The sequence below is a fragment of the Micromonospora sp. NPDC004540 genome (assembly GCF_040610095.1).
Taxonomy (GTDB): domain Bacteria; phylum Actinomycetota; class Actinomycetes; order Mycobacteriales; family Micromonosporaceae; genus Micromonospora.
Window position 1 is genome coordinate 1 of sequence record NZ_JBEXLR010000116.1, and the last position, 18,113, is coordinate 18,113.

Genomic DNA, 18,113 nt, shown 5'->3' on the forward strand with positions numbered 1-18,113 from the left:
GCAACCCCGCTTGATCAACCAGGTGTGGTTGCCCGGCATTCGGCGTGTTACGCAGGCAACTGGCCTTGGCTGGGCGGTCACCGAGTCCGCCAGCGCGCCCGGCCGGCGGCGACCCGGGCCGCGACGCCGTCCGGAACCGCCCCGGCCGGGCGGATCGCCACGACCGTCCCGGCGTCCCGCAGCCGGCCGGCGAACTCCGCCCGGACCGCGCGGGGCAGCCGGTGCGCGGCCACCCGGGCCACCGCCGGCTCGGCGACCGCGTAGCCGCCGGCGGCGGTGCGACGCAGCAGGCCGGTGTCGACCAGCGCCCGCAGCACCGGCTCGGCGCGCCCGGCCGGCCAGCCGAGCATCCGCGCCACCGTGGCGGCCGGCACCTCCGCGGCCCCGGCCGCGGCGGCCATCAGCACCGCCCGCCGCTCCCCGTCCAGCCGGTCCAGCCGGGCGTCGACCAGGCGGCGGACCAGCTCCGGCATCCCCGCCGGCTCGCCGGCGGCGTCGGGCGTGGCGACGTACGCCGCCGCGACAGCCGGGTTGCCGCCGACCAGCGGTAGCAGCTCCGCGGCCGGCGCAGTGGGCCGGCCGGCCCGGTCGAGCAGGTGCCGCAGCAGCCGTCCGGTGTCGACGGCGCCCAGCGCGGGCAGCGGCACCCGGCGCCGCCGGCCGGCCGCCCCGGGCAGCAGGTCGGCCCAGCCCGGGCCGTGGGTGGCCACCACGGCGAGCGGCAGGTCCCGTTCGCACGCCCCGGCGAAGAGCCGGTGCAGGAACCGGTTCAGCGCCGGGGCGGCCCGGTCCAGGTCGTCCACCGCCACCACCACCGGTTGGCCGGCGGCCAGGTCGAGCAGCACCTCCCGCCACACCTCGGCGCCACGGGCGGCCGCCCCGGCGTCGCGCGGCGCGGCCAGGAACTCGGCCAGCGCGTGCGCCGCCGCGCCACGGCGGGCCGGCGCCAGCAGCCCGTCCAGGGCGGCGGCCAGCCGCCGGCGTACGGTCTCCGGGGGGTGGGTGTCGCGGAGCCCGGCGAGGGCACGGACCATGTCGGCCAGCGGCGCCAGCTCGCCGTCCGGGAACGGCGGGCAGTGCGCGACGCACCAGCGCACCCGGACACCGTCCACTGCCGACACCGACCGGACCAGCTCGTGCAGCAGCCGGCTGCGCCCGCTGCCGGCCGCGCCGACCAGTGAGATCCAGTGTGGACGCCGCTCCCGCACCGCCCGGATGATCTCGTCGGCGGCGGTGGCCAGCTCGCGGCGGCGGCCGACCAGCGGGCCGTGGTGCCGGGCCGGCCGGTGCCGGGCCAGCCCGGTCACCCGCCACACGTCCAGCGGCGCCGCCTTGCCGGCCACCGTGAGGGCGGCCACCGGGCGCTGCTCCACCAGGCCGGCGACGGCCCGGCGGGTGGCCGCGCAGACCACCACCCCGCCGGGCGGGGCGTACTCCTGGAGGCGGGCCGCCGTGGTGATCACCGCGCCGCTGGCCGCGCCGTGCCCGCCGTCCCGGGTGCCGGCCAGGTCGACCAGCACCTCGCCGGTGGCCACGCCGACCCGGACCCGCAGCCGGGTGCCCGCCGGCAGCCGCCGGTCCAGCGCGGCCTGGATCTCCAGCCCGGCGCGCACCGCCCGGTACGCGTCGAACCCGTCGGAGCCGTGCGCCCCGAACAGCGCCATCACCGCGTCGCCCACGTACTTCTCCACCACGCCGCGCCACCGGCGCAGCACCGCGGCCACCGTGCCGAAGTACGCCTGTTGCAGCGCCCGGACGTCCTCCGGGTCGAGCCGCTCGACCAGGCCGGTCGACCCGACGATGTCGGCGAAGAGCACGGTGACCGTGCGCCGCTCCTCCGGCACCGGCCAGCGCGCGACGGTGACGGCTTCCCGACTCCCCACGGGCGTGGTGATCGGCATATCGCACCCACCCTTTCCCCGGTCCGGCGCCTGACGACCACCGGAGACTTTCACCACCGGGTTCTCGGGGGATCGGTAGGACGACGTATGTCGACCACCCGCAACCATTAGTCGCAATGTCGACGCGAGGAGTACCACAAGGGCGCTGAGCCCGTAGAACGGTGCGGGAACGTGTGACTAGGCTGCGGGGCATGGCCAGCGATGTGGACACCGCGCCGCTCGTCGGCCGTGCCGACACGGTGGCGGCGCTCCGGGGAGCGCTGCTCGACGACGTCGCCTCCGGGCAGACCGCGGCGGTGTTCCTCACCGGCGAGAGCGGGGTGGGCAAGACCCGGCTGCTGGCCGAGGCCGGCGAGCGCCTGCGCGACGCCGGCGCCCTGGTCCTCACCGGCGCCTGCCTCGACATCGGCGACGCCTCGCCGCTGCATCCGCTGCGCCAGGCGCTGCGCCGCCTCGACGCCGACCTGACCGAGGCGCGCACCTCCTCGGCGGTCCGCGGCCTGCTCCAGGTCTTCGACGAGGAGACCCCCGGCCCGGACGGCGCGGGCGCGCTGCTGGAGCGGGTCTCCCGCGGCCTGCACCTGGTGGCGGGCGGGCGGCCGCTGGTGCTGGTCCTCGACGACCTCCAGTGGGTCGACCGGAGCACCCGCCAGCTCCTGCTCTACCTGCTCGCCGGCCTCGGCGACCTCCAGTTGTCGGTGCTCGCGGCGATCCGCGCCGAGTCGTTGCAGGGGGCCCACCCGCTGCGTCGGGTGCTGACCGAGCTGCGCCGGCTGCGCTCGGTGCGGGTGGTCGACCTGGCGCCGCTGGACCGGGCCGGCACCGACGAGCTGGCCGCCGCGATCGTCGGCGCGCCGCTGGCCCCCGAGGCCGCCGACCAGCTGTGGCAGCGCAGCGGCGGCAACCCGTTCGTGGTGGAGGAGCTGGCCCGCGACCTGCGCGACGGCCACGACGGCCTCTCCGACACGCTGCGCGAGGTCTTCCTGTCCCGGGTGGACGCGCTGCCGCAGCCCGCGCACGCCGTGGTGCACGCGGTCGCGGCCGGCGTCGAGCCGGTCGAGCACTGGCTGCTGGCCCAGGTGGTCCGGCTGCCGGAGGAGCAGCTGATCGAGGCGGTCCGGGAGGCGGTGGCGCACCGGCTGCTGGTCGGCGCCGACGACGGCTACCGGCTGCGGCACCGCCTGGTCGCCGAGGTGCTGGCGCACGAGCTGCTGCCCGCCGAGCGGGCCGCGCTGCACCGCCGCTACGCCGAGGCGCTGACCTCGGCCACCGCCGAGCTGCACCAGGCCCGGCTGGCGCACCACTGGCGGCTGGCCGGCGAGCCGGCCCGGGCCCTGCCGGCCGCGATGGCCGCCGCCCGAGAGGCCGAGCGGCTGCACGGCTACGCCGAGGCGCACCGCCACTGGTCGGCCGCGCTGAGCCTGGCCACCACCCCGCCCGCCGTGCTGCCCGACGGCGGCCGGCCGGAGCCGGTCGAGGTCGACCGGGCCGAGCTGCTGACCCACGCGGCCGAGTCGGCGCACCACTGTGGCGAGCACGCCCGCGCGCTGGCCCTGCTGGAGGAGTTGGCCGCCGACCCGGCCGGGCCGCCCACCTGCGCCCTGCACATCCGGCGGGCCCGCTACCTGGCCGCCGCCGGCCGCTCGGCCCCGGCCGAGGCGGAATACCGGCGGGTGCTCGCCGCGCCCGACTGCACGCCCCGGGAGCGCGCCACCGCCGCCGCCCGCCTGGCCGAGCTGCTGCTGCACCTGGGTCGCTACGCCGAGGCCGGCGACCAGGCCCGCGAGGCGCTCCGGCTCGCCGCCGAGGTCGACGGCACCGCCTCGGAGGTGGTGCTGGCCAGCGCCGCGCTGGGGTTCAGCGAGGCCTACCTGGAGGACCCGGACGCCGGGTTGGCCGTCATGCGCAAGGCGCTGGACACCGCCGAGCGCTCGGGCCGGCCGGAGGACGTGGCCTGCGCGTACCTGCACCTGGCCGAGTTGCTCACCGGGCCGCTGAACATCCTCGAGGAGGGCGTCGTGGTGGCCCGCCGGGGCGCCGAGCGGGTCGCCGAGCTGGGACTCGGCCGCACCTGGGAGACCCGGCTGCTGGCCATCGCCACCAACGGGCTGTTCCGGGTGGGGCAGTGGGCCGAGGCGGAGAAGGTCGTGGCGGCCGCGCTGCGGCACCGCCCGTCCGGGGCCGACGCGGTCGAGCTGCTGCTCGCCCGGTGCCGGCTCTCCGTCGGCTACGGCGACGTCGAGGCCTCCGACCGCGACCTGGAGGCCGTCGCCACGGTGTTGGCCGGCGGCGGGGCCCGGCACGTGCTGCCGATGCTCATCCTGCGCGCCGGGCTGGCCATGTGGCAGGGCCGGCACGACCTGGCCCGCCAGGCGGTCCAGCGGGGCCTCACCGAGAGCCGCTCCGACGACGTCATCGTGCTGGCCACCCTGGCCTGGCACGGGCTGCGCGCGGAGGCCGAGGCGTCCGCCAGCCGCACGGTCGAGGTGGACCCGAACGCGGTCCGCCGGCTGCGCGAGGTGGTCGACCGGGTGGCCGGCAAGAGCGGCAGGGCGGGCGCCCCGGTGCGCTACGTCGCCGACGCCTTCCTGGCCCTCTGCGCCGCCGAACTGAGCCGGCTGGACGACGGCCGGGGCGACCCGGAGCTGTGGGCCCGCGCGGCCGGCGAGTGGGACCGGCGCAACCACCCCTACCCGGCGGCCTACTCCCGGCTGCGGCAGGCCGAGGCGCTGCTGGGCCGGCGCAGCCGGGTGGCCACGGCCGGCAAGCTGCTGCGGCAGGCCCACCGGACGGCCCAGGCGCTCGGCGCGGTGCCGCTGAGCGAGGAGATCCGTACCCTGGCCGGGCGGGCCCGGGTGGCCCTGGACGAGGGTCCGGCCGCCGCCCGTCCGGCGCCCCGGCCCCGGGCCGCCGCGCCGGCCGCGCCCGCGGTGGACGAGTTGGTCGTGCTGACCGCGCGGGAGCGGGAGGTGCTCGCGGCGGTCGCCGAGGGGCTGACCAACCGGGAGATCGGCCAGCGGCTGTTCATCAGCGAGCGGACCATCGGCGTGCACGTGTCGCACATCTTCGACAAGCTCCAGGTCCGCACGCGGGTGCAGGCCAGCGCGATCTTCCTGCGCAACCGCCCCGAGTAGTCGTCCGTCGGCAATACGTCGTTCTACTGATCCGGCCGGCGTACGCCGGCTGGAAGGCTGTCCCGCGTCACCGGGTGGCGTCGTGGGGGGCGCCGACCACTGTGGAGGAGAGATGACCGAACCGGTCTGGGGTCCCGTGCATCAGGACATCGTCGGGCTGCTCGCCGACCACCCCGCCGACGTGCCGGCGGTCGTCGACCACCTCACCAAGCTCCAGGACCTGCTGGTCCGGCTGCCTCCGCTGGAGGAGAGCTGCCCGCTGGCCGACTTCAACAAGCTCTACCTGGTCATCACCTCCACGGTGCTCGACGGGCTCTACGACGACCGCTTCACCGACCCGGCCTTCCTGGCCCGGCTGGACGTGGAGTTCGCCGCCCGCTACTTCGACGCGCTGCGGTTCTGGTCCGACTCCCACCCGGGCACCCCGAAGGCCTGGTCGTGCCTGTTCCAGCGGATGCGCGGCCCGGACGCCCGGCCGCTGCCGTCCGCAGCCGCCGGCGTGAACGCCCACATCAACTACGACCTGCCGTTCGCGCTGGTGACCACCTTCGACAGCCTGGACTCCGAGCCGGTCGACGGCAGCGACCAGCACCACGACTACCTGGAGATCAACAAGATCTTCGCCGAGCGGATCCCGGAGCTGCGCCGCGGCTACCTGGACAACTGGCAGCTGATGATCGACATGGTGAACGGCGACATCGACGACTGGTACCAGGGCGAACTGGTCGAGTACACCCGGAACGTGGCCTGGCGCAACGCGCAGAAGATCTGGCGCTGCCGGCACGACCCGGACGCCCGCGAGTGTGAGCGGATGCGGCTGGACGACAACGCCGCGCTGCTCGGCCGGCTGCTGCTGTCGCCTCTCGGGGCGTTCCTCCAGTAGCCGGGACGGGGGGTCCCCGCGTCCCGCGGTCCACCTGCGCGGGACGCGGGGACGCCGCCCGTGGTGCGAGGATGGGCCGGTGGAAGAGGCGCTCCCCGGCAACGTGACGGCCGGGGTGGTCCGGGTCGGCGACACCGTCCGGCGCCCGTCCGGCCCGTGGACCGCCGGCGTCGACGCCCTCCTCGGCCACCTGCACGAGGTGGGCTTCCCGGGCGCGCCCCGGCCGCTCGGCCGGGACGACCGGGGCCGCCAGGTGCTGGAGTACGTGCCGGGGGAGCCGGGCGATCCGGCGGGCACCTACTCCCTCGACGAGCTGGCCTCGATCGGCGCGTTCCTGGCCGACCTGCACCGCGCGACGACCTCCTTCACGTCCCCGCCCGGCGCGGTGTGGCAGCCGGCCATCCCGCCCGACGGCGCGGAGCTGGTCTGCCATCACGACGTGGCGCCGTGGAACCTGGTCCGCTCCGCCCGGGGGTGGGTCCTCATCGACTGGGACGGTGCCGGCCCGGGGACCCGGCTCTGGGAGCTGGCGTACGCGGGGCAGAGCATGGCCGGAATGCGCCCGGACCGGCCGCTGGACGAGTCCGCGACCCGGCTGCGCGCCCTGGTCGACGGCTACGGGCTGCCGGCGGCGGACCGGCCGGCGCTGGCGGCGCTGCTCGGCCGCCGGGCCCGTGCCATGGTCGACCTGCTGGCGGCGGGCGCCCGCGACGGGGTGCAGCCCTGGGCGCGGATCCACGCCGAGGACGGGGCGTACTGGCGGGCCACGGCCGCGCTGCTCGACGCCGGTGTGAGCCGCTGGACGGCCGCCCTGGCCTGACCGGTCAGCCGCGCCGCGACCGCCCCCGGTACGCCGCCGCGGCGGCCCGGTTGTTGCACAGCTCGCAGCAGTAGCGCTGCCGGCCGGCCCGGGTCCGGTCCAGGTAGGGCGCGTCGCATCCGTCGGCCGCGCAGACGCCGAACCGCTCCGCCCCGCCGGTCGCCGCGGCCCGGGCGAGCGCCCCGGTGACCAGGGCGGCGAACCGCCCGACCGGGCCGGGTCGGGGCAGCGGGGTGAGCCGCAGCGTGCCGTCGGGCCCGGGCTCCACCACCGTGCCGGCGCTCACCTCGGTCAGCACCGCGTTGAGGGTGGCCACCCGGGCGGCCGGTTCGGGCGCGGCGAAGACCCGGTGGAGTTGGTCGCGCAGGTCGCGCAGCCGGGGCAGGTCCGCCTCGGTGAGCGGGTCGGTGACCTCGGCGAGGTCGAGTTCCCGGGCGGCGGCCCGCAGCCGGGCCACCGAGAGCTGGTCGACCGGGTCCTGGAGCACCCAGTAGCTGTGCAGCAGCGCGATGGCCAGGCGCAGCGGGGCTTCCAGGGGTGGCACCGCGCTCATCCGCACCCTCTCCCTCGTCCGGTTGCCGACACGCCCGCCGTCCCTCCGCACTTGACCGCCCGCCGCCCGCCATCCTAGCGTCGTCAGTTGTAAAACGCATTTAAAAACTTATGGAGGTGCGTATGCGACGTCTGCCCGTCCTCGTGTCCGTGGCGGCGCTGCTGGTCGCCGGCGCGGTTGCCGGCGCCGGCGGGGCCCACGCGGAGGCACCCGCCGAGCCGGCCCCGGCGGCCGCCGACCGCGCGGCGGCCACGGTGGTCCGCGACATCGAGATCCCGGTCGCCGGGCAACCGGCCGTCCGGGCCTGGCTGGTCCGGCCGCAACGCTCCGCCGGCGGGCTGGCCGGGGTGCTGGACCTGCACTGGTTCGAGCCGGGCCGGGCCAGCCAGGACCGCAGCGAGTTCCTGGCCGAGGCGACCGCCCTAGCCGGCCGGGGCGTGGTGTCGGTGCTGCCGCAGCTCACCTTCCCATGGGCGGGCGACCCGGTCGGCGACGCCCGCGACCGGGCCGCGGTCACCGCCCAGCTCGACGCCGTGCAGGCGGCCTACCGGCGGCTGCTCGCCGAGCCCGGAGTGGACCGGACCCGCACCGCGGTGGTCGGTCACGACTACGGCGCCATGTACGCCGTCGACCTGACCGCCCGCGAGCCGGGGCTGCGCAGCGCGGTCCTGCTCGCCCCGGACGCGACCTGGGCCAACTGGTTCGACCTCTACTGGCTCCAGCTGCCGGCGGGGGAGAAGGAGGCCTACCGGGCGGTCTTCGCCGGCCTGGACCCGGTGGACCTGCTGGGACGGCTCGGCACCGGGGCGTACCTCCAGTTCGCCGGCGCGGACCGGTTCGTCGGTGCGGAGACCCGCGCCGCCTTCGCCGCCGCGGCGCCGCAGGCCAAGGTGTCGCTCTACCCCCAGGAGGAGCACGACCTGGGCGCCGCCCGCACCCGGGACGACCGGCTCGCCTGGCTGGCCGGCCGGCTGGGGCTGCGCGGATGACCCGAGGGAACCACCGGACCGGCCGGCGCCAGGAGGCGCCGGCCGGTCCCGGCTCGCGGGGAAGCGGCTGGGCCGGCCCGGGCTGACGACGGGAGCGGCTGGGCCGGCCCGGGCTGACGGCTGACGGCGCGGCCGAGTGTCGGGCCGGCTCGACCGGGTACCCGGCGGCCATGTCGCACAGCGAGCCGGTCCGCCGCTTCGCCTTCCGGTTCGACGCGGCGTTCCGGCTGCCGCTGGCCCTGCTCGGGGTGCGGCCGGAGACCGCCCGTGTCGAGCTGGGCCCGGACGAGCTGACCGTGCGGTTCGGCCCCTGGCGGCTGCGCACCGCCCGGGACAATGTCAGCGGGGTCGAGCTGGGCGGCCCGTACCGCTGGTGGCGGGCGGTCGGCCCGCACCTGTCCCTGGCCGACGGCGGGGTCACCTTCGGCACCGGCGTGGCCGCCGGGGTCTGTCTTCGCCTCGCCACCCCGGTGCCGGCGCTCGTACCCGGCCCGTGGCCGCGCCACCCGGCCGTCACGGTGACGGTGACCGATCCGGAGGCGCTGCGCGACGCCCTGGCCTCCCCGCCCTGATCATCTTTTTCCGCTTGCCCGGTTCCGCCGGGCCGCGCCCCGGGTACCGCCTACCGTCGGTTCAGGGCCTGAAGGGGTGCACATGGCGGAGGCACGGGACGGGGCGCAGCCCCGGCGGGCGCGGGGGCGCCGCCACCACGCGCAGTCGACCCCTGCGGACCGGGCGCTGCGCGCCGCCCGCGACCCGGAGCACGGCAACCGCGCCCGCCGCTCCGCGACGCTCCCGGCGCGGGTGGAGAGCCCGGTCCCGCCCGCCCAGCCGACCGGCCGGCTGAGCCGCTGGCTGTTCCAGCACCGGGTGCAGCCCGTCGGTCCGGAGACCCGGGAGCACCAGGCGCCGGCGCACCCCTGGTGGCAGGTGATGTGCCTGACCGGCGTCGACTACTTCTCCACCCTGTCCTACCTGCCCGGCATCGCGGCCGTGGCGGCCGGCGCGCTGAGCCCGCTCGCGACCCTGCTCATCGTGGCGCTGACCCTGTTCGGGATGCTGCCGATGTACTGGCGGGTGGCCCGGGAGAGCCCGCACGGGCAGGGCTCGGTGGCCATGCTGGAACGGCTGCTGCCGTTCTGGCGGGGCAAGATCTTCGTGCTGGTGCTGCTCGGCTTCGTGGCCACCTCGTGGATCATCACGATCACGCTCTCCGCCGCCGACGCCACGGTGCACCTGCTGGAGAACCCGATCCTGCCCGAGTCGTTCCCGCACGGCACCACGGCCGCCGTGCTGGTGACCGTGGTGCTGCTGCTCATCCTCGGCGGGGTGTTCCTGCTGGGCTTCAGCGAGGCCGTGCAGGTCGCCATCCCCCTGGTCGCGGTCTTCCTCGCGCTGAACGCGGTGATCGTGGTCGCCGGCCTGGCCGAGGTCGCCGCCGACCCGGGGACGCTCAGCGGGTGGACCGACCGGCTGACCCGGGTCGGCGGGGCGGGCGACGTGCTGGCCACCAGCGTGCTCGCGTTCCCGCTCCTGGTGCTGGGCCTCTCCGGCTTCGAGACCGGGGTGAGCATGATGCCGCTGGTCAAGGGGGACGGCGACGACGCCGAGCGGCGGCTGGCGGCGCGGATCCGCAACACCCGCAAGCTGCTCGCCACCGCCGCGCTGGTCATGTCGGTCTACCTGATCGCCACGACCTTCGTCACCACCGTGCTGATCCCGGCGGACGCGTTCGCACCCGGCGGGCCGGCCAACGGCCGGGCGCTGGCCTTCCTGGCCCACGAGCACCTGGGCGAGGCGTTCGGCACGGTCTACGACATCAGCAGCATCCTCATCCTCTGGTTCGCCGGCGCCTCGGCGATGGCCGGCCTGATCAACATCGTGCCCCGCTACCTGCCCTCCTACGGCATGGCGCCCGAGTGGGGTCGGGCGGTCCGGCCCGTGGTGCTGGTCTACACCGCGATCAGCATCGCCATCACGGTCGCCTTCCGGGCCGACGTCAACGCCCAGGCCGGCGCGTACGCCACCGGCATCCTGGCCATGATGGTCTCCGGCGCGATCGCGGTGACCATCTCCGCCTACCGGTCGCGGCATCCGTTCGCCGGGATCGGTTTCACCGTGCTCACCCTGGTGCTGCTCTACGCGCTCACCGAGAACGTCATCGAGAAGCCGGACGGCATCACCATCTCCGGGCTGTTCATCGCCGGCATCATCGCCGTCTCGCTGATCTCCCGGGTGTCCCGCACCACCGAACTGCGCGCGGAGCGGATCGAGTTCGACGAGGCGGCGCGGCGGTTCGTCGCCGACTCGATCGCCCACGACGGCCGGCTGCACCTGATCGCCAACAAGCGGCAGAGTGGCTCGCTGAAGGAGTACCGGGTCAAGGAGCGCGCGCAGCGCGGCATGAACCCGGTGCCCGGCGCCGCCGACGTGCTCTTCCTGGAGATCGACATCAGCGATCCCTCGCGGTTCAGCGAGGTGCTGCGGGTGCACGGGGTGGAGGTCGGCGGATACCGGATCCTGCGCTCCAGCAGCCCGGCCGCGCCCAACGCCATCGCGGCCATCCTGCTGGCGCTGCGCGACGCCACCGGCGTCCGCCCGCACTGCCACTTCGAGTGGTCGGAGGGCAACCCGATCGCGCACCTGCTGCGCTACCTGATCCTCGGCCGCGGCGACACCCCGCCGGTGGTCCGGGAGATCATCCGCAAGTCCGAGCCGGACCCCGGCCGCCGCCCCGGCATCCACGTCGGCGGCTGAGCCCCGCAGCCGGCCGCCGGCCCGTCCCGGTCCGACCCCGCAGGGGTACGCCGACCGCGACCCGGACCGGGCTGCGCCCGGCTGCCGGCGCCCGGGTCAGCCCAGTGCCCGCACCTGGGCGAGGAAGCCGTCCGCGCAGAAGTCGAGGAAGCCGTCCGGGTCCGGACCGGCGTTCTGCAGCACGATGTGGTCGAAGCCGGCCTCGACGTACGCCCGCGCCTTCGCCAGGTGCGGCTCCGGGTCGGGCCCCACCGAGAACTGCTGCCGGATGTGCTGGTCCTCCACCCAGACCGTGGCCGCGTCGAAGTTCACCGGGTTGGGCAGCTCGCTCATCACCTTCCACCCGGTGACCGCCCACCGGCTGGTCTCCTTCGCGGCGCGGACCGCCTGCTGCTCGTCCGTGGCCCAGGCCAGCGGCACCTCCGCGTAGCGCGGTCCCTTCCCGCCGGCCTCCCGGTAGTGCGCGACGATCGACGACTTCGGCTCGGTGGCGAACAGCCCGTCACCCAGTTCGGCGGCCGTCGCCGCGGAGGACCGCCCGCTGGCCGCCACGGCGATCACCGGCGGCGTCTCCGGCAGGTCCCAGACCCGGGCGTCCTCCAGCTGGAGGTGCCGGCCCTCGTACGACTGGTAGCCGCCCTGCCAGAGCAGCCGGATGATCTCCAGGGCCTCGCGCAGCCGCTCGTGCCGGCCGCGGACGCTCGGGAAGCCCTGCCCGACCACGTGCTCGTTGAGCCGCTCGCCGGCGCCCACGCCCAGGGTGAACCGCCCGTCGGAGATCAGCGCCATGGTGGCCGCCGCCTGGGCGATGATCGCCGGGTGGTAGCGGACCGAGGGGCAGGTGACCCCGGTGGCCAGGCCCAGCGTGCTGGTCTTCGCGGCGATGGCCGCGAGCGCGCTCCAGGTGAAGCAGGAGTGTCCCTGCACCTCCAGCCAGGGGTGGTAGTGGTCGCTCATCTCGACGAAGTCGAAGCCGGCCTGCTCCGCGCGGACCGCCTGCCGGATGAGTTCCTGCGGGCCGAAGGCCTCCGAGGCCAGCTTGTAGCCGATCTGCATCGCCCTGGTCTCCCGTCCCCCTGCGCGGCTGGACCGCTGCCCTTCCCGCCCCGCGATCCCGCAAACGCCCGCCGTGGGACACCCCGAGCCGCGTGGGGGAGTGATGACCCAGCCTCCTAGGACGCCCTAGGGATGGTGACGCTGCGTACGGCGGGCACGGAACGGCCCGCGCCTCGGGGGAGCGGGCGCGGGCCGGGGCGGTGCGGGGTCGGGCCTACTTGGACGGCTGGGGAAGCTCGCAGTCCACCTTGGGGTTGGCGCCGATGTAGTTCAGCGGGCCGGCCACGATGGTGACGAGGATGGTGCCGGCCTCGGCGCAGTTGGTGTCGTCGTTGCCGTAGTAGCCGCGCTGGCCGGCGGCGATGGCGCCGATGATGAGCCAGATGACGACCAGGACGCCGACTATCGAGGTGCCGCGCATGGGTTGCCTCCACTGGGGTTGTGGTGGATTCGAGGTGGAGGCCATGTACCCAGATCGGGTGAACGGTCAAACGGCGCCCGGGTTCCGGCGCGGCCGATTTCGACCATCGCGGGCGGCTCAGTGCGGCGGCGCGGGGTCCTCCGGCGGCCGGCCCCGGCTGCGCAGGTGGTCGGCGACGGCCACCCCGGCCAGCACCAGCATCGCCCCGAGGGCGGCGTAGATCGGCGCGAGGAACAGCAGGCCGGGAGTGATGGCGAGCAGCGCCAGGATGCCGCCGGGGCGGGAGAGCGACACCCGGCTGAACACCTCGTACTCGAAGGCGGCGCGACCGGCCAGGAACAGCGCCGGCCCGCCGAGGATGATCCCCAGCCAGGCCGGTGGGGTGTGCCCGGTCGGTTCGAGCAGCACCAGGTCGAAGCCCGAGGCGCTGGTCACCACCCCGGCCACCATCAGCAGGTGGGTGTAGGGGGCGGTGTTCAGGAACTTGCCCGGCTGTTTGGACATGGCGATGGCGTGCGGCAGCAGCTCGCCGGACTTGTGCACGTAGATCCGCCAGAGCAGCAGCGTGGTGGCGAACGCGATGGCGAACGCGCCGATGTTCTCCGCCTCCGAGTGGTGCAGGCTGAAGACGGTGCCGGTGACCAGGATGGCGTCGCCCAACGCGATGATGAAGAACTGCTGGTAGCGCTCGGACAGGTGCTCGGCGGTCACGTTGCGCTGGGCGTCCGGCACCACGCCCAGCCCCGGCACCGGGTACGCGAGCCGGAAGCCGAGGTAGTCGATGCCCAGGGCCAGCACCCAGAGCGCCTCGCGGGCATGGCCGCCCACCTTGGCGCCGACGAGCCAGGGGATCGCGGAGATCGCGAACCAGAGGAAGATGCGGGCGGCCCGGCGCTGGGTCTGCCGGTGGCGCCGGACCGTCGGCATGAGGAACAGCCCGCGTCCGAGATGGATCGCCACGTACGTCCCGGCGAAGACCAGCCCACGGGAGCCGAACGCCTCCGGGATCGCGGTGGTCATCAGCAGCGCCCCGAACATCACCGCGACGATCAGCAGCTTGATCTCGGTGCGATGCGGGTCGTACATGTCGGTGACCAGGGTGGTGATCGCCCAGGTCCACCACATCGCCATCAGCATGATCAGGGACTGGAGGCCTCGTTCCCAGCCGACCTCGGTGATCAGGCCGCGCGAGATGAGGGACAGCGCGACCACGTACACCAGGTCGAAGAAGAGCTCCAGCAGGGTCACCCGGCGCGGTGCCTCGGGATCGCGGACCGGGGGCCGCCGCTCGGCGGGCTGCTCCGGCTTGGCGGTGGGCACGAGCTGCTCCTGCGGTGGCGGGATCGGCGCGGCGGGCCGTCCGGCCCTGCACCGACCGTAGCGAGCCCGCCCGCACCCGTGCCGGGTTTCCGGCATTCGCGCTCGTCCGAGGCGGCCCGCGAGCGGCCCGGCACCGGCCCGACACCGCCTCGCCGCCCATCGGACACGACGCGGGCCGGTGGTGACCGTCGGTCACCACCGGCCCGGGGTCGGGTCAGGCGTCCTCGCCGATGCCTACGGGAGCACCCGGTCGGCCTCGGCGCGGGCGCCGGCCAGCAGCTTCGCCTGCTGCGACCAGGTCGCCAGGCCCGGGGCGGCGCGCAGGCCGGCGGCCTTGACGGCCTCCCGCAGCGCCGGCTCGTCCAGCTCGGCGAGCTGCTGGTAGGTGCGGATGCCGGCGGCCTGGAGGGCGGCGGCCACCTTCGGCCCGATGCCCTGGATCCGCCGGAAGTCGTCGGCGACGTCCACCTGCGCCGGAGCGGCGTCGTCGGCCGCGGCGCGCGGCGCCGGCACGGCGACCGGCGCGGCCGGCTCCGCCTCGGCTTCCGGCTCAATCGCCGGCACGGCCACCGGCTCGGCAGCGGCCACCGGCTCGGCGACGGGCGCCGGCTCGGTCACGGTGGCGGGCTCCTCGTCGGCCGCCACCGGCGCGGTACGGACCGGCTCGACCTGCTCGTCGGCGGTCACCGGCTCGGCAGAGGCCAGCGTGGCCGGCTGGGCCTCCTCGGCCACCGGCTCGGCCGCCACCGGGGCCGGCTCCTCGTCGGACCGGGCCGGCTCCGCGACCCCCACCGGCTCGGCGGACGGCAGGGTGGTGGCCTCGGCGGCCAGCGTGGCGGCGGCCGGGGGAGCGTCCTGCTCGACCGGGGCCGACTCCTCGGTCACCGCGGCGGGCGCCGGCACCTCGTCGACCACCGCCTCCGGCCGCTCCCGGTCGACCGTGGCGGTCACCTCGGGAGCCGGGGCGGCGGCACCCTCCACCGTGGGCGTACCGGCGCCAGCGGCGCTGCGACGGCCGCTCACCACCCACCCGATGACCAGGCCCACCAGCAGGGCCAGGATCACGACCAGCCACTGCCCGAAGCTCGACGGCATGGCCAACCTCCTCCTATGTACGTGAACGACAATCGCCAGAAAACTCGGGGCAGCTTCGCACACGTACGCGCGGGGCGACAGGGAGGCCGGCGGCTGCCGCCGCCGGTGGGACGGGGCGGTGCCGGCCGGTGGCCGCTGGATGACCGAGCGTGAGCCGCGCCGGGCGGTGGAAGGGACGCCCCGGACCCCGGTGCCGTTCGAGGGCCCGGGGCGCCCCGGTCTTCGCGGTGGGAACGCTCAGCAGGCCCGGCGGGGCGCGGGGAGGTTGGCCGCGTCCCAGCTGTAGAAGCAGCCGGCGACGGCGTCGCGGGGGGAGCGCCAGGTCGGCAGGTACGGCGCGGTGTGGGCCGACAGCCGCTCGTTGACCTGCTGGTAGAGCGGGTTGTCGCGGACTCCGGCGGCCAGGTCGGGGTCGACGTCCACCGTTTCCATCAGGTGCACGCACAGGTCGTGCAGGTAGTAGAGCGACCGGTGCCGGATGCCGGTGAGGCGGGGCAGGTCGCTGGCGTCGGACTCGGCGAAGATCTGTGCCACCCGGCCCTGCGCCCCCGGCACGATCCGGCTGACGACCAACAGTCGACTCATCGGGACCCCTCTCGCCGCTGGTGATGCGTCGGCCCCGGCCCGGGGCGTCGTCACCGTGGCGCCCACCCTGCCGGGCCGGCTGTCACCTGGCCGTCACGACCCCGGTGGGGCCATTGATGGTGGTGGTGACGCCGGCTGCGGTCAGCGGGGGTGCGGTGTGGTGGGCGCGGTCGTGCCGCGCGGCGCGGCGCCGTTCGGGCGGCCGGGGGCGTTGGTCCGGTCGGCGCGCCGCTGCGGGGCCTCCCGCCGGCTGGCACGCCGGATCGGGGCGAGGGTCTCGTCGAGCAGGGCGCACATCGCCGGGGACGGCTCCAGGCGCAGCTCGCGCAGCAGGAGGTCGCGGTAGACGTAGAAGGCGTGCACCGCTTCGAACGCGTTGCCCTCGGCGAGGTGGATGCGGACCACCAGGCGGTGCGGGGTCTCCCGCAGCGGTTCGGCGGCCATGGCCTCCAGCGCCGCCTCGAGGGCCTCGCCGTGCCGGCCGGCGGCGAGGTGGTTGCCGGCGAGCTCCTCCAGCATGTGCAGCCGGAGCTGGCGCAGCCGTTCGCGTTCCAGCAGCACCCAGTCGTCGTACCAGCCGGGGAGCAGGTCGTGCCGGCCCGCGCCGGCGGCCCCGCGGGGCACCTGGCCGTCGCGTACCCGGTCGGCGGTCGCCACCAGATCGTCGACGTCGAGGTGGACGGTGGGGCCGAGGCGGACGGTGTCGCCGTCGGTGCGCAGCGGGCAGCAGGGGTCCTGCCGGAGCCGCCACAGCGCGGTGCGCAGCGAGGAGAGCGCCCGGTCCTCGGAGGTCTCGGGCCAGAGCAGCCCGGCGAGGTGGCTGCGGGTGGCGGCCGGGCGCAGCCCGATGAGGGCGATGACCCGTTGCAGACCCCGGGGGACCACCACCGGGACGTCGTCGTGGAGCAGCCGGAACCCGCCGAGCAGGTGCAGCGACACCGCTGGGACGGGATCTCCCGCCGTCGGCATTTGCGAACCACCGGACACGGGCGCACCCCCTGCACCGGAACCCTCGTCCCGACCGTCCTCTGTTCCCGGCTCGGCTGCCCGCGACGCCGGTGTCGGAACGGCTCCGCCGTGGCGGAGAAAGCCCGCTGTGGCCGAGCTGACCAGGTACGGAGGATATCAACACTTGTTACTCTGAGTCAACGGAGCGTCGCTTTGCTGACCGTCCGTAGTGGCCGGACGGACGGCCTGTGAACTGCGAATAAGTGTCGCCATCGATCGCGGCAGTTGATCTTTCCATAGCGCCCGCACAGCTTGCGTCAACGCAGCGTCACCGACTTCCTGGGTCGATGGTGGCCGGTTGACGCCGCGTTGACGGTGCCGGCGGCACCGTGTCGCCAGTCGTGTGGTGAGACCGGTCGCCACGCACCGGAACGCACCCAGGGGAGGCTGCGCATGGACCGCTCGCTCATCGTCGCCAAGGTCGTGCCGACCGCCGAGGATCAGGTCGCCGAGATCTTCGCCGCGTCCGACGCGACCGAACTGCCCGGCCTGGTCGGCGTGCGGCACCGCTCCCTCTACCGGCTGCACGACCTCTACGTCCATCTCCTGGAGACGGAGGCGCCGGCCGAGGGAGCGGTGGAGGAGGCGCGCGGCCATCCCGAGTTCGTCCGCGTCAGCGAACGGCTGCGCCCGTACATCTCGCCGTACCTGCCGACCTGGCGCTCGCCGCGCGACGCGATGGCCCACTGCTTCTACCGGTACGACGCCCCCGGGCGGCGGTCATGACCACCACCGCGCCGCAGGATGAGCAGCTCTGGTCCCGCTGCGACGGCTGCGCCTCGCTGCTCTACCGCAAGCGGCTGCGGCGCAACCTCGACGTCTGCCCGGAGTGCGGATCGCACGCCCGGCTCGACGCCCCGGACCGGGTGGCCCAGCTGGTCGACCCGGACTCGTTCACCCGGCTGCCGGACCCGGCGGTGCGGGTCGACCCCATCGGGTTCGTCGACGCGCTGCCCTATCCGCACCGGCTCGGCGCGGCCCGCGCCGGCACCGGCCTGGACGAGGCGGTGCTCTGCGGCACCGCTCGGGTCGGCGGCCACCCGGTCGCCCTGGCGGTGATGGACTTCCGCTTCCTCGGCGGCAGCCTCGGCTGCGCGGTCGGCGAGCTGATCACCCGGACCGCCGAGCGTGCGCTGGCGGACGCCACGCCGCTGGTGCTGGTCACCGCCTCCGGCGGGGCGCGCATGCAGGAGGGCGCGCTGTCGCTGATGCAGATGGCCACGGTCAGCCAGGCGGTCGCCGGGCTGCGCGAGGCGGGGCTGCTCACCGTCAGCGTCATCACCGACCCCACGTTCGGCGGGGTGGCCGCCTCCTTCGCCACCAACACCGACGTGGTGCTCGCCGAGAGCGGCGCCCGGCTGGGCTTCGCCGGCCCCCGGGTGATCCGCCAGGTCACCGGCGCGACCCTGCCGGAGGGCTTCCAGACCGCCGAGTTCCTGCTGCGGCACGGCCAGGTCGACCTCGTGGTGCCCCGGCACGCGCTGCGCGGCCGGTTGACCGCGCTGCTCGCCGCCGCCGAGGCCGGCCGGCGGGTGCCCGTACCACGGCCGGAGCCGGCGCCGCGGCCGCCCGCCGCCGCGCCCGGCCCGGC

At 75.6% G+C, this 18,113-nt stretch carries 16 protein-coding genes; 8 read left to right on the plus strand and 8 right to left on the minus strand.

Going from position 1 to position 18,113, the window contains the following annotated elements:
* Positions 1-77: 77 nt before the first annotated feature.
* On the minus strand, positions 78-1,883 hold the full coding sequence (locus ABZV78_RS27665; RefSeq protein ID WP_355643185.1) for an adenylate/guanylate cyclase domain-containing protein: 1,806 nt from the start codon (positions 1,881-1,883) through the stop codon (positions 78-80).
* 209 nt (positions 1,884-2,092) lie between these two features.
* Between ABZV78_RS27665 and ABZV78_RS27670 the strand changes: the two genes are divergently transcribed.
* The 3 genes from ABZV78_RS27670 to ABZV78_RS27680 all read left to right on the plus strand — a co-directional run bounded on the left by ABZV78_RS27670 (position 2,093) and on the right by ABZV78_RS27680 (position 6,738).
* Positions 2,093-5,035, plus strand: a complete 2,943-nt coding sequence (locus ABZV78_RS27670; RefSeq protein WP_355643187.1) for an AAA family ATPase — start codon at positions 2,093-2,095, stop codon at positions 5,033-5,035.
* A 112-nt stretch (positions 5,036-5,147) separates the two neighbouring features.
* The gene (locus tag ABZV78_RS27675) at positions 5,148-5,918 is read left to right on the plus strand and encodes a DUF5995 family protein (RefSeq protein ID WP_355643189.1); all 771 of its coding nucleotides are present in this window, start codon (positions 5,148-5,150) and stop codon (positions 5,916-5,918) included.
* 79 nt (positions 5,919-5,997) lie between these two features.
* Complete coding sequence (locus tag ABZV78_RS27680; RefSeq protein ID WP_355643191.1) at positions 5,998-6,738, plus strand: phosphotransferase; 741 nt, start codon at positions 5,998-6,000, stop codon at positions 6,736-6,738.
* A gap of 4 nt (positions 6,739-6,742) precedes the next feature.
* Here ABZV78_RS27680 and ABZV78_RS27685 read toward each other — a convergent pair whose 3' ends face one another.
* Entirely contained in the window at positions 6,743-7,291 is a 549-nt protein-coding gene (locus tag ABZV78_RS27685) for a CGNR zinc finger domain-containing protein (protein ID WP_355643193.1), read from the minus strand.
* A gap of 122 nt (positions 7,292-7,413) precedes the next feature.
* Here ABZV78_RS27685 and ABZV78_RS27690 point away from each other — a divergent pair, with 122 nt between their 5' ends.
* The 3 genes from ABZV78_RS27690 (at position 7,414) to ABZV78_RS27700 (ending at position 11,037) form a co-directional block, all read left to right on the plus strand.
* A complete protein-coding gene (locus ABZV78_RS27690; protein ID WP_355643195.1) occupies positions 7,414-8,280 on the plus strand; it encodes a hypothetical protein in 867 nt (288 codons plus the stop codon).
* A 170-nt stretch (positions 8,281-8,450) separates the two neighbouring features.
* Positions 8,451-8,852: a hypothetical protein gene (locus ABZV78_RS27695; RefSeq protein WP_355643196.1), complete on the plus strand. Its 402-nt coding sequence runs from the start codon at positions 8,451-8,453 to the stop codon at positions 8,850-8,852.
* An 82-nt stretch (positions 8,853-8,934) separates the two neighbouring features.
* Positions 8,935-11,037, plus strand: coding sequence for an amino acid transporter (locus tag ABZV78_RS27700; RefSeq protein WP_355643198.1), 2,103 nt, complete (start codon positions 8,935-8,937; stop codon positions 11,035-11,037).
* A gap of 96 nt (positions 11,038-11,133) precedes the next feature.
* Here the strand turns inward: ABZV78_RS27700 and ABZV78_RS27705 are convergent, their stop codons facing one another.
* The 6 genes from ABZV78_RS27705 to ABZV78_RS27730 all read right to left on the minus strand — a co-directional run bounded on the left by ABZV78_RS27705 (position 11,134) and on the right by ABZV78_RS27730 (position 16,501).
* A complete protein-coding gene (locus ABZV78_RS27705) occupies positions 11,134-12,093 on the minus strand; it encodes a TIGR03557 family F420-dependent LLM class oxidoreductase (protein WP_355643200.1) in 960 nt (319 codons plus the stop codon).
* A gap of 214 nt (positions 12,094-12,307) precedes the next feature.
* Entirely contained in the window at positions 12,308-12,514 is a 207-nt protein-coding gene (locus ABZV78_RS27710) for a hypothetical protein (protein WP_355643202.1), read from the minus strand.
* Between the two features lie 117 nt (positions 12,515-12,631).
* Positions 12,632-13,834, minus strand: coding sequence for a low temperature requirement protein A (locus tag ABZV78_RS27715; RefSeq protein WP_355643204.1), 1,203 nt, complete (start codon positions 13,832-13,834; stop codon positions 12,632-12,634).
* 234 nt (positions 13,835-14,068) lie between these two features.
* Positions 14,069-14,929: a hypothetical protein gene (locus ABZV78_RS27720; RefSeq protein ID WP_355643206.1), complete on the minus strand. Its 861-nt coding sequence runs from the start codon at positions 14,927-14,929 to the stop codon at positions 14,069-14,071.
* Positions 14,930-15,166: 237 nt separating this feature from the next.
* Positions 15,167-15,514 (minus strand): TcmI family type II polyketide cyclase, encoded by a 348-nt coding sequence (locus ABZV78_RS27725; protein WP_355643208.1) that lies wholly within the window; start codon positions 15,512-15,514, stop codon positions 15,167-15,169.
* Positions 15,515-15,655: 141 nt separating this feature from the next.
* A complete protein-coding gene (locus tag ABZV78_RS27730; RefSeq protein WP_355643210.1) occupies positions 15,656-16,501 on the minus strand; it encodes a BTAD domain-containing putative transcriptional regulator in 846 nt (281 codons plus the stop codon).
* Positions 16,502-16,915: 414 nt separating this feature from the next.
* On the opposite strand from ABZV78_RS27730, the gene ABZV78_RS27735 reads away from it, so the two are divergent.
* A complete protein-coding gene (locus ABZV78_RS27735) occupies positions 16,916-17,248 on the plus strand; it encodes a TcmI family type II polyketide cyclase (RefSeq protein ID WP_355643212.1) in 333 nt (110 codons plus the stop codon).
* The coding region (locus ABZV78_RS27740) for an acetyl-CoA carboxylase carboxyltransferase subunit beta (RefSeq protein WP_355643214.1) at positions 17,245-18,113 on the plus strand (869 nt) is incomplete at its 3' end. The genes ABZV78_RS27735 and ABZV78_RS27740, both read left to right, overlap by 4 nt.

Excerpts from the sequence above, each read along its gene's own strand:
- ABZV78_RS27735 (WP_355643212.1), top strand. The coding sequence starts at position 16,916 with ATGGACCGCTCGCTCATCGTCGCCAAGGTCGTGCCGACCGCCGAGGAT.
- ABZV78_RS27720 (WP_355643206.1), bottom strand. The coding sequence starts at position 14,929 with ATGCCGTCGAGCTTCGGGCAGTGGCTGGTCGTGATCCTGGCCCTGCTG.
- ABZV78_RS27710 (WP_355643202.1), bottom strand. The coding sequence starts at position 12,514 with ATGCGCGGCACCTCGATAGTCGGCGTCCTGGTCGTCATCTGGCTCATC.
- ABZV78_RS27690 (WP_355643195.1), top strand. The coding sequence starts at position 7,414 with ATGCGACGTCTGCCCGTCCTCGTGTCCGTGGCGGCGCTGCTGGTCGCC.
- ABZV78_RS27685 (WP_355643193.1), bottom strand. The coding sequence starts at position 7,291 with ATGAGCGCGGTGCCACCCCTGGAAGCCCCGCTGCGCCTGGCCATCGCG.
- ABZV78_RS27695 (WP_355643196.1), top strand. The coding sequence starts at position 8,451 with ATGTCGCACAGCGAGCCGGTCCGCCGCTTCGCCTTCCGGTTCGACGCG.
- ABZV78_RS27700 (WP_355643198.1), top strand. The coding sequence starts at position 8,935 with ATGGCGGAGGCACGGGACGGGGCGCAGCCCCGGCGGGCGCGGGGGCGC.
- ABZV78_RS27705 (WP_355643200.1), bottom strand. The coding sequence starts at position 12,093 with ATGCAGATCGGCTACAAGCTGGCCTCGGAGGCCTTCGGCCCGCAGGAA.
- ABZV78_RS27670 (WP_355643187.1), top strand. The coding sequence starts at position 2,093 with ATGGCCAGCGATGTGGACACCGCGCCGCTCGTCGGCCGTGCCGACACG.
- ABZV78_RS27725 (WP_355643208.1), bottom strand. The coding sequence starts at position 15,514 with ATGAGTCGACTGTTGGTCGTCAGCCGGATCGTGCCGGGGGCGCAGGGC.
- ABZV78_RS27675 (WP_355643189.1), top strand. The coding sequence starts at position 5,148 with ATGACCGAACCGGTCTGGGGTCCCGTGCATCAGGACATCGTCGGGCTG.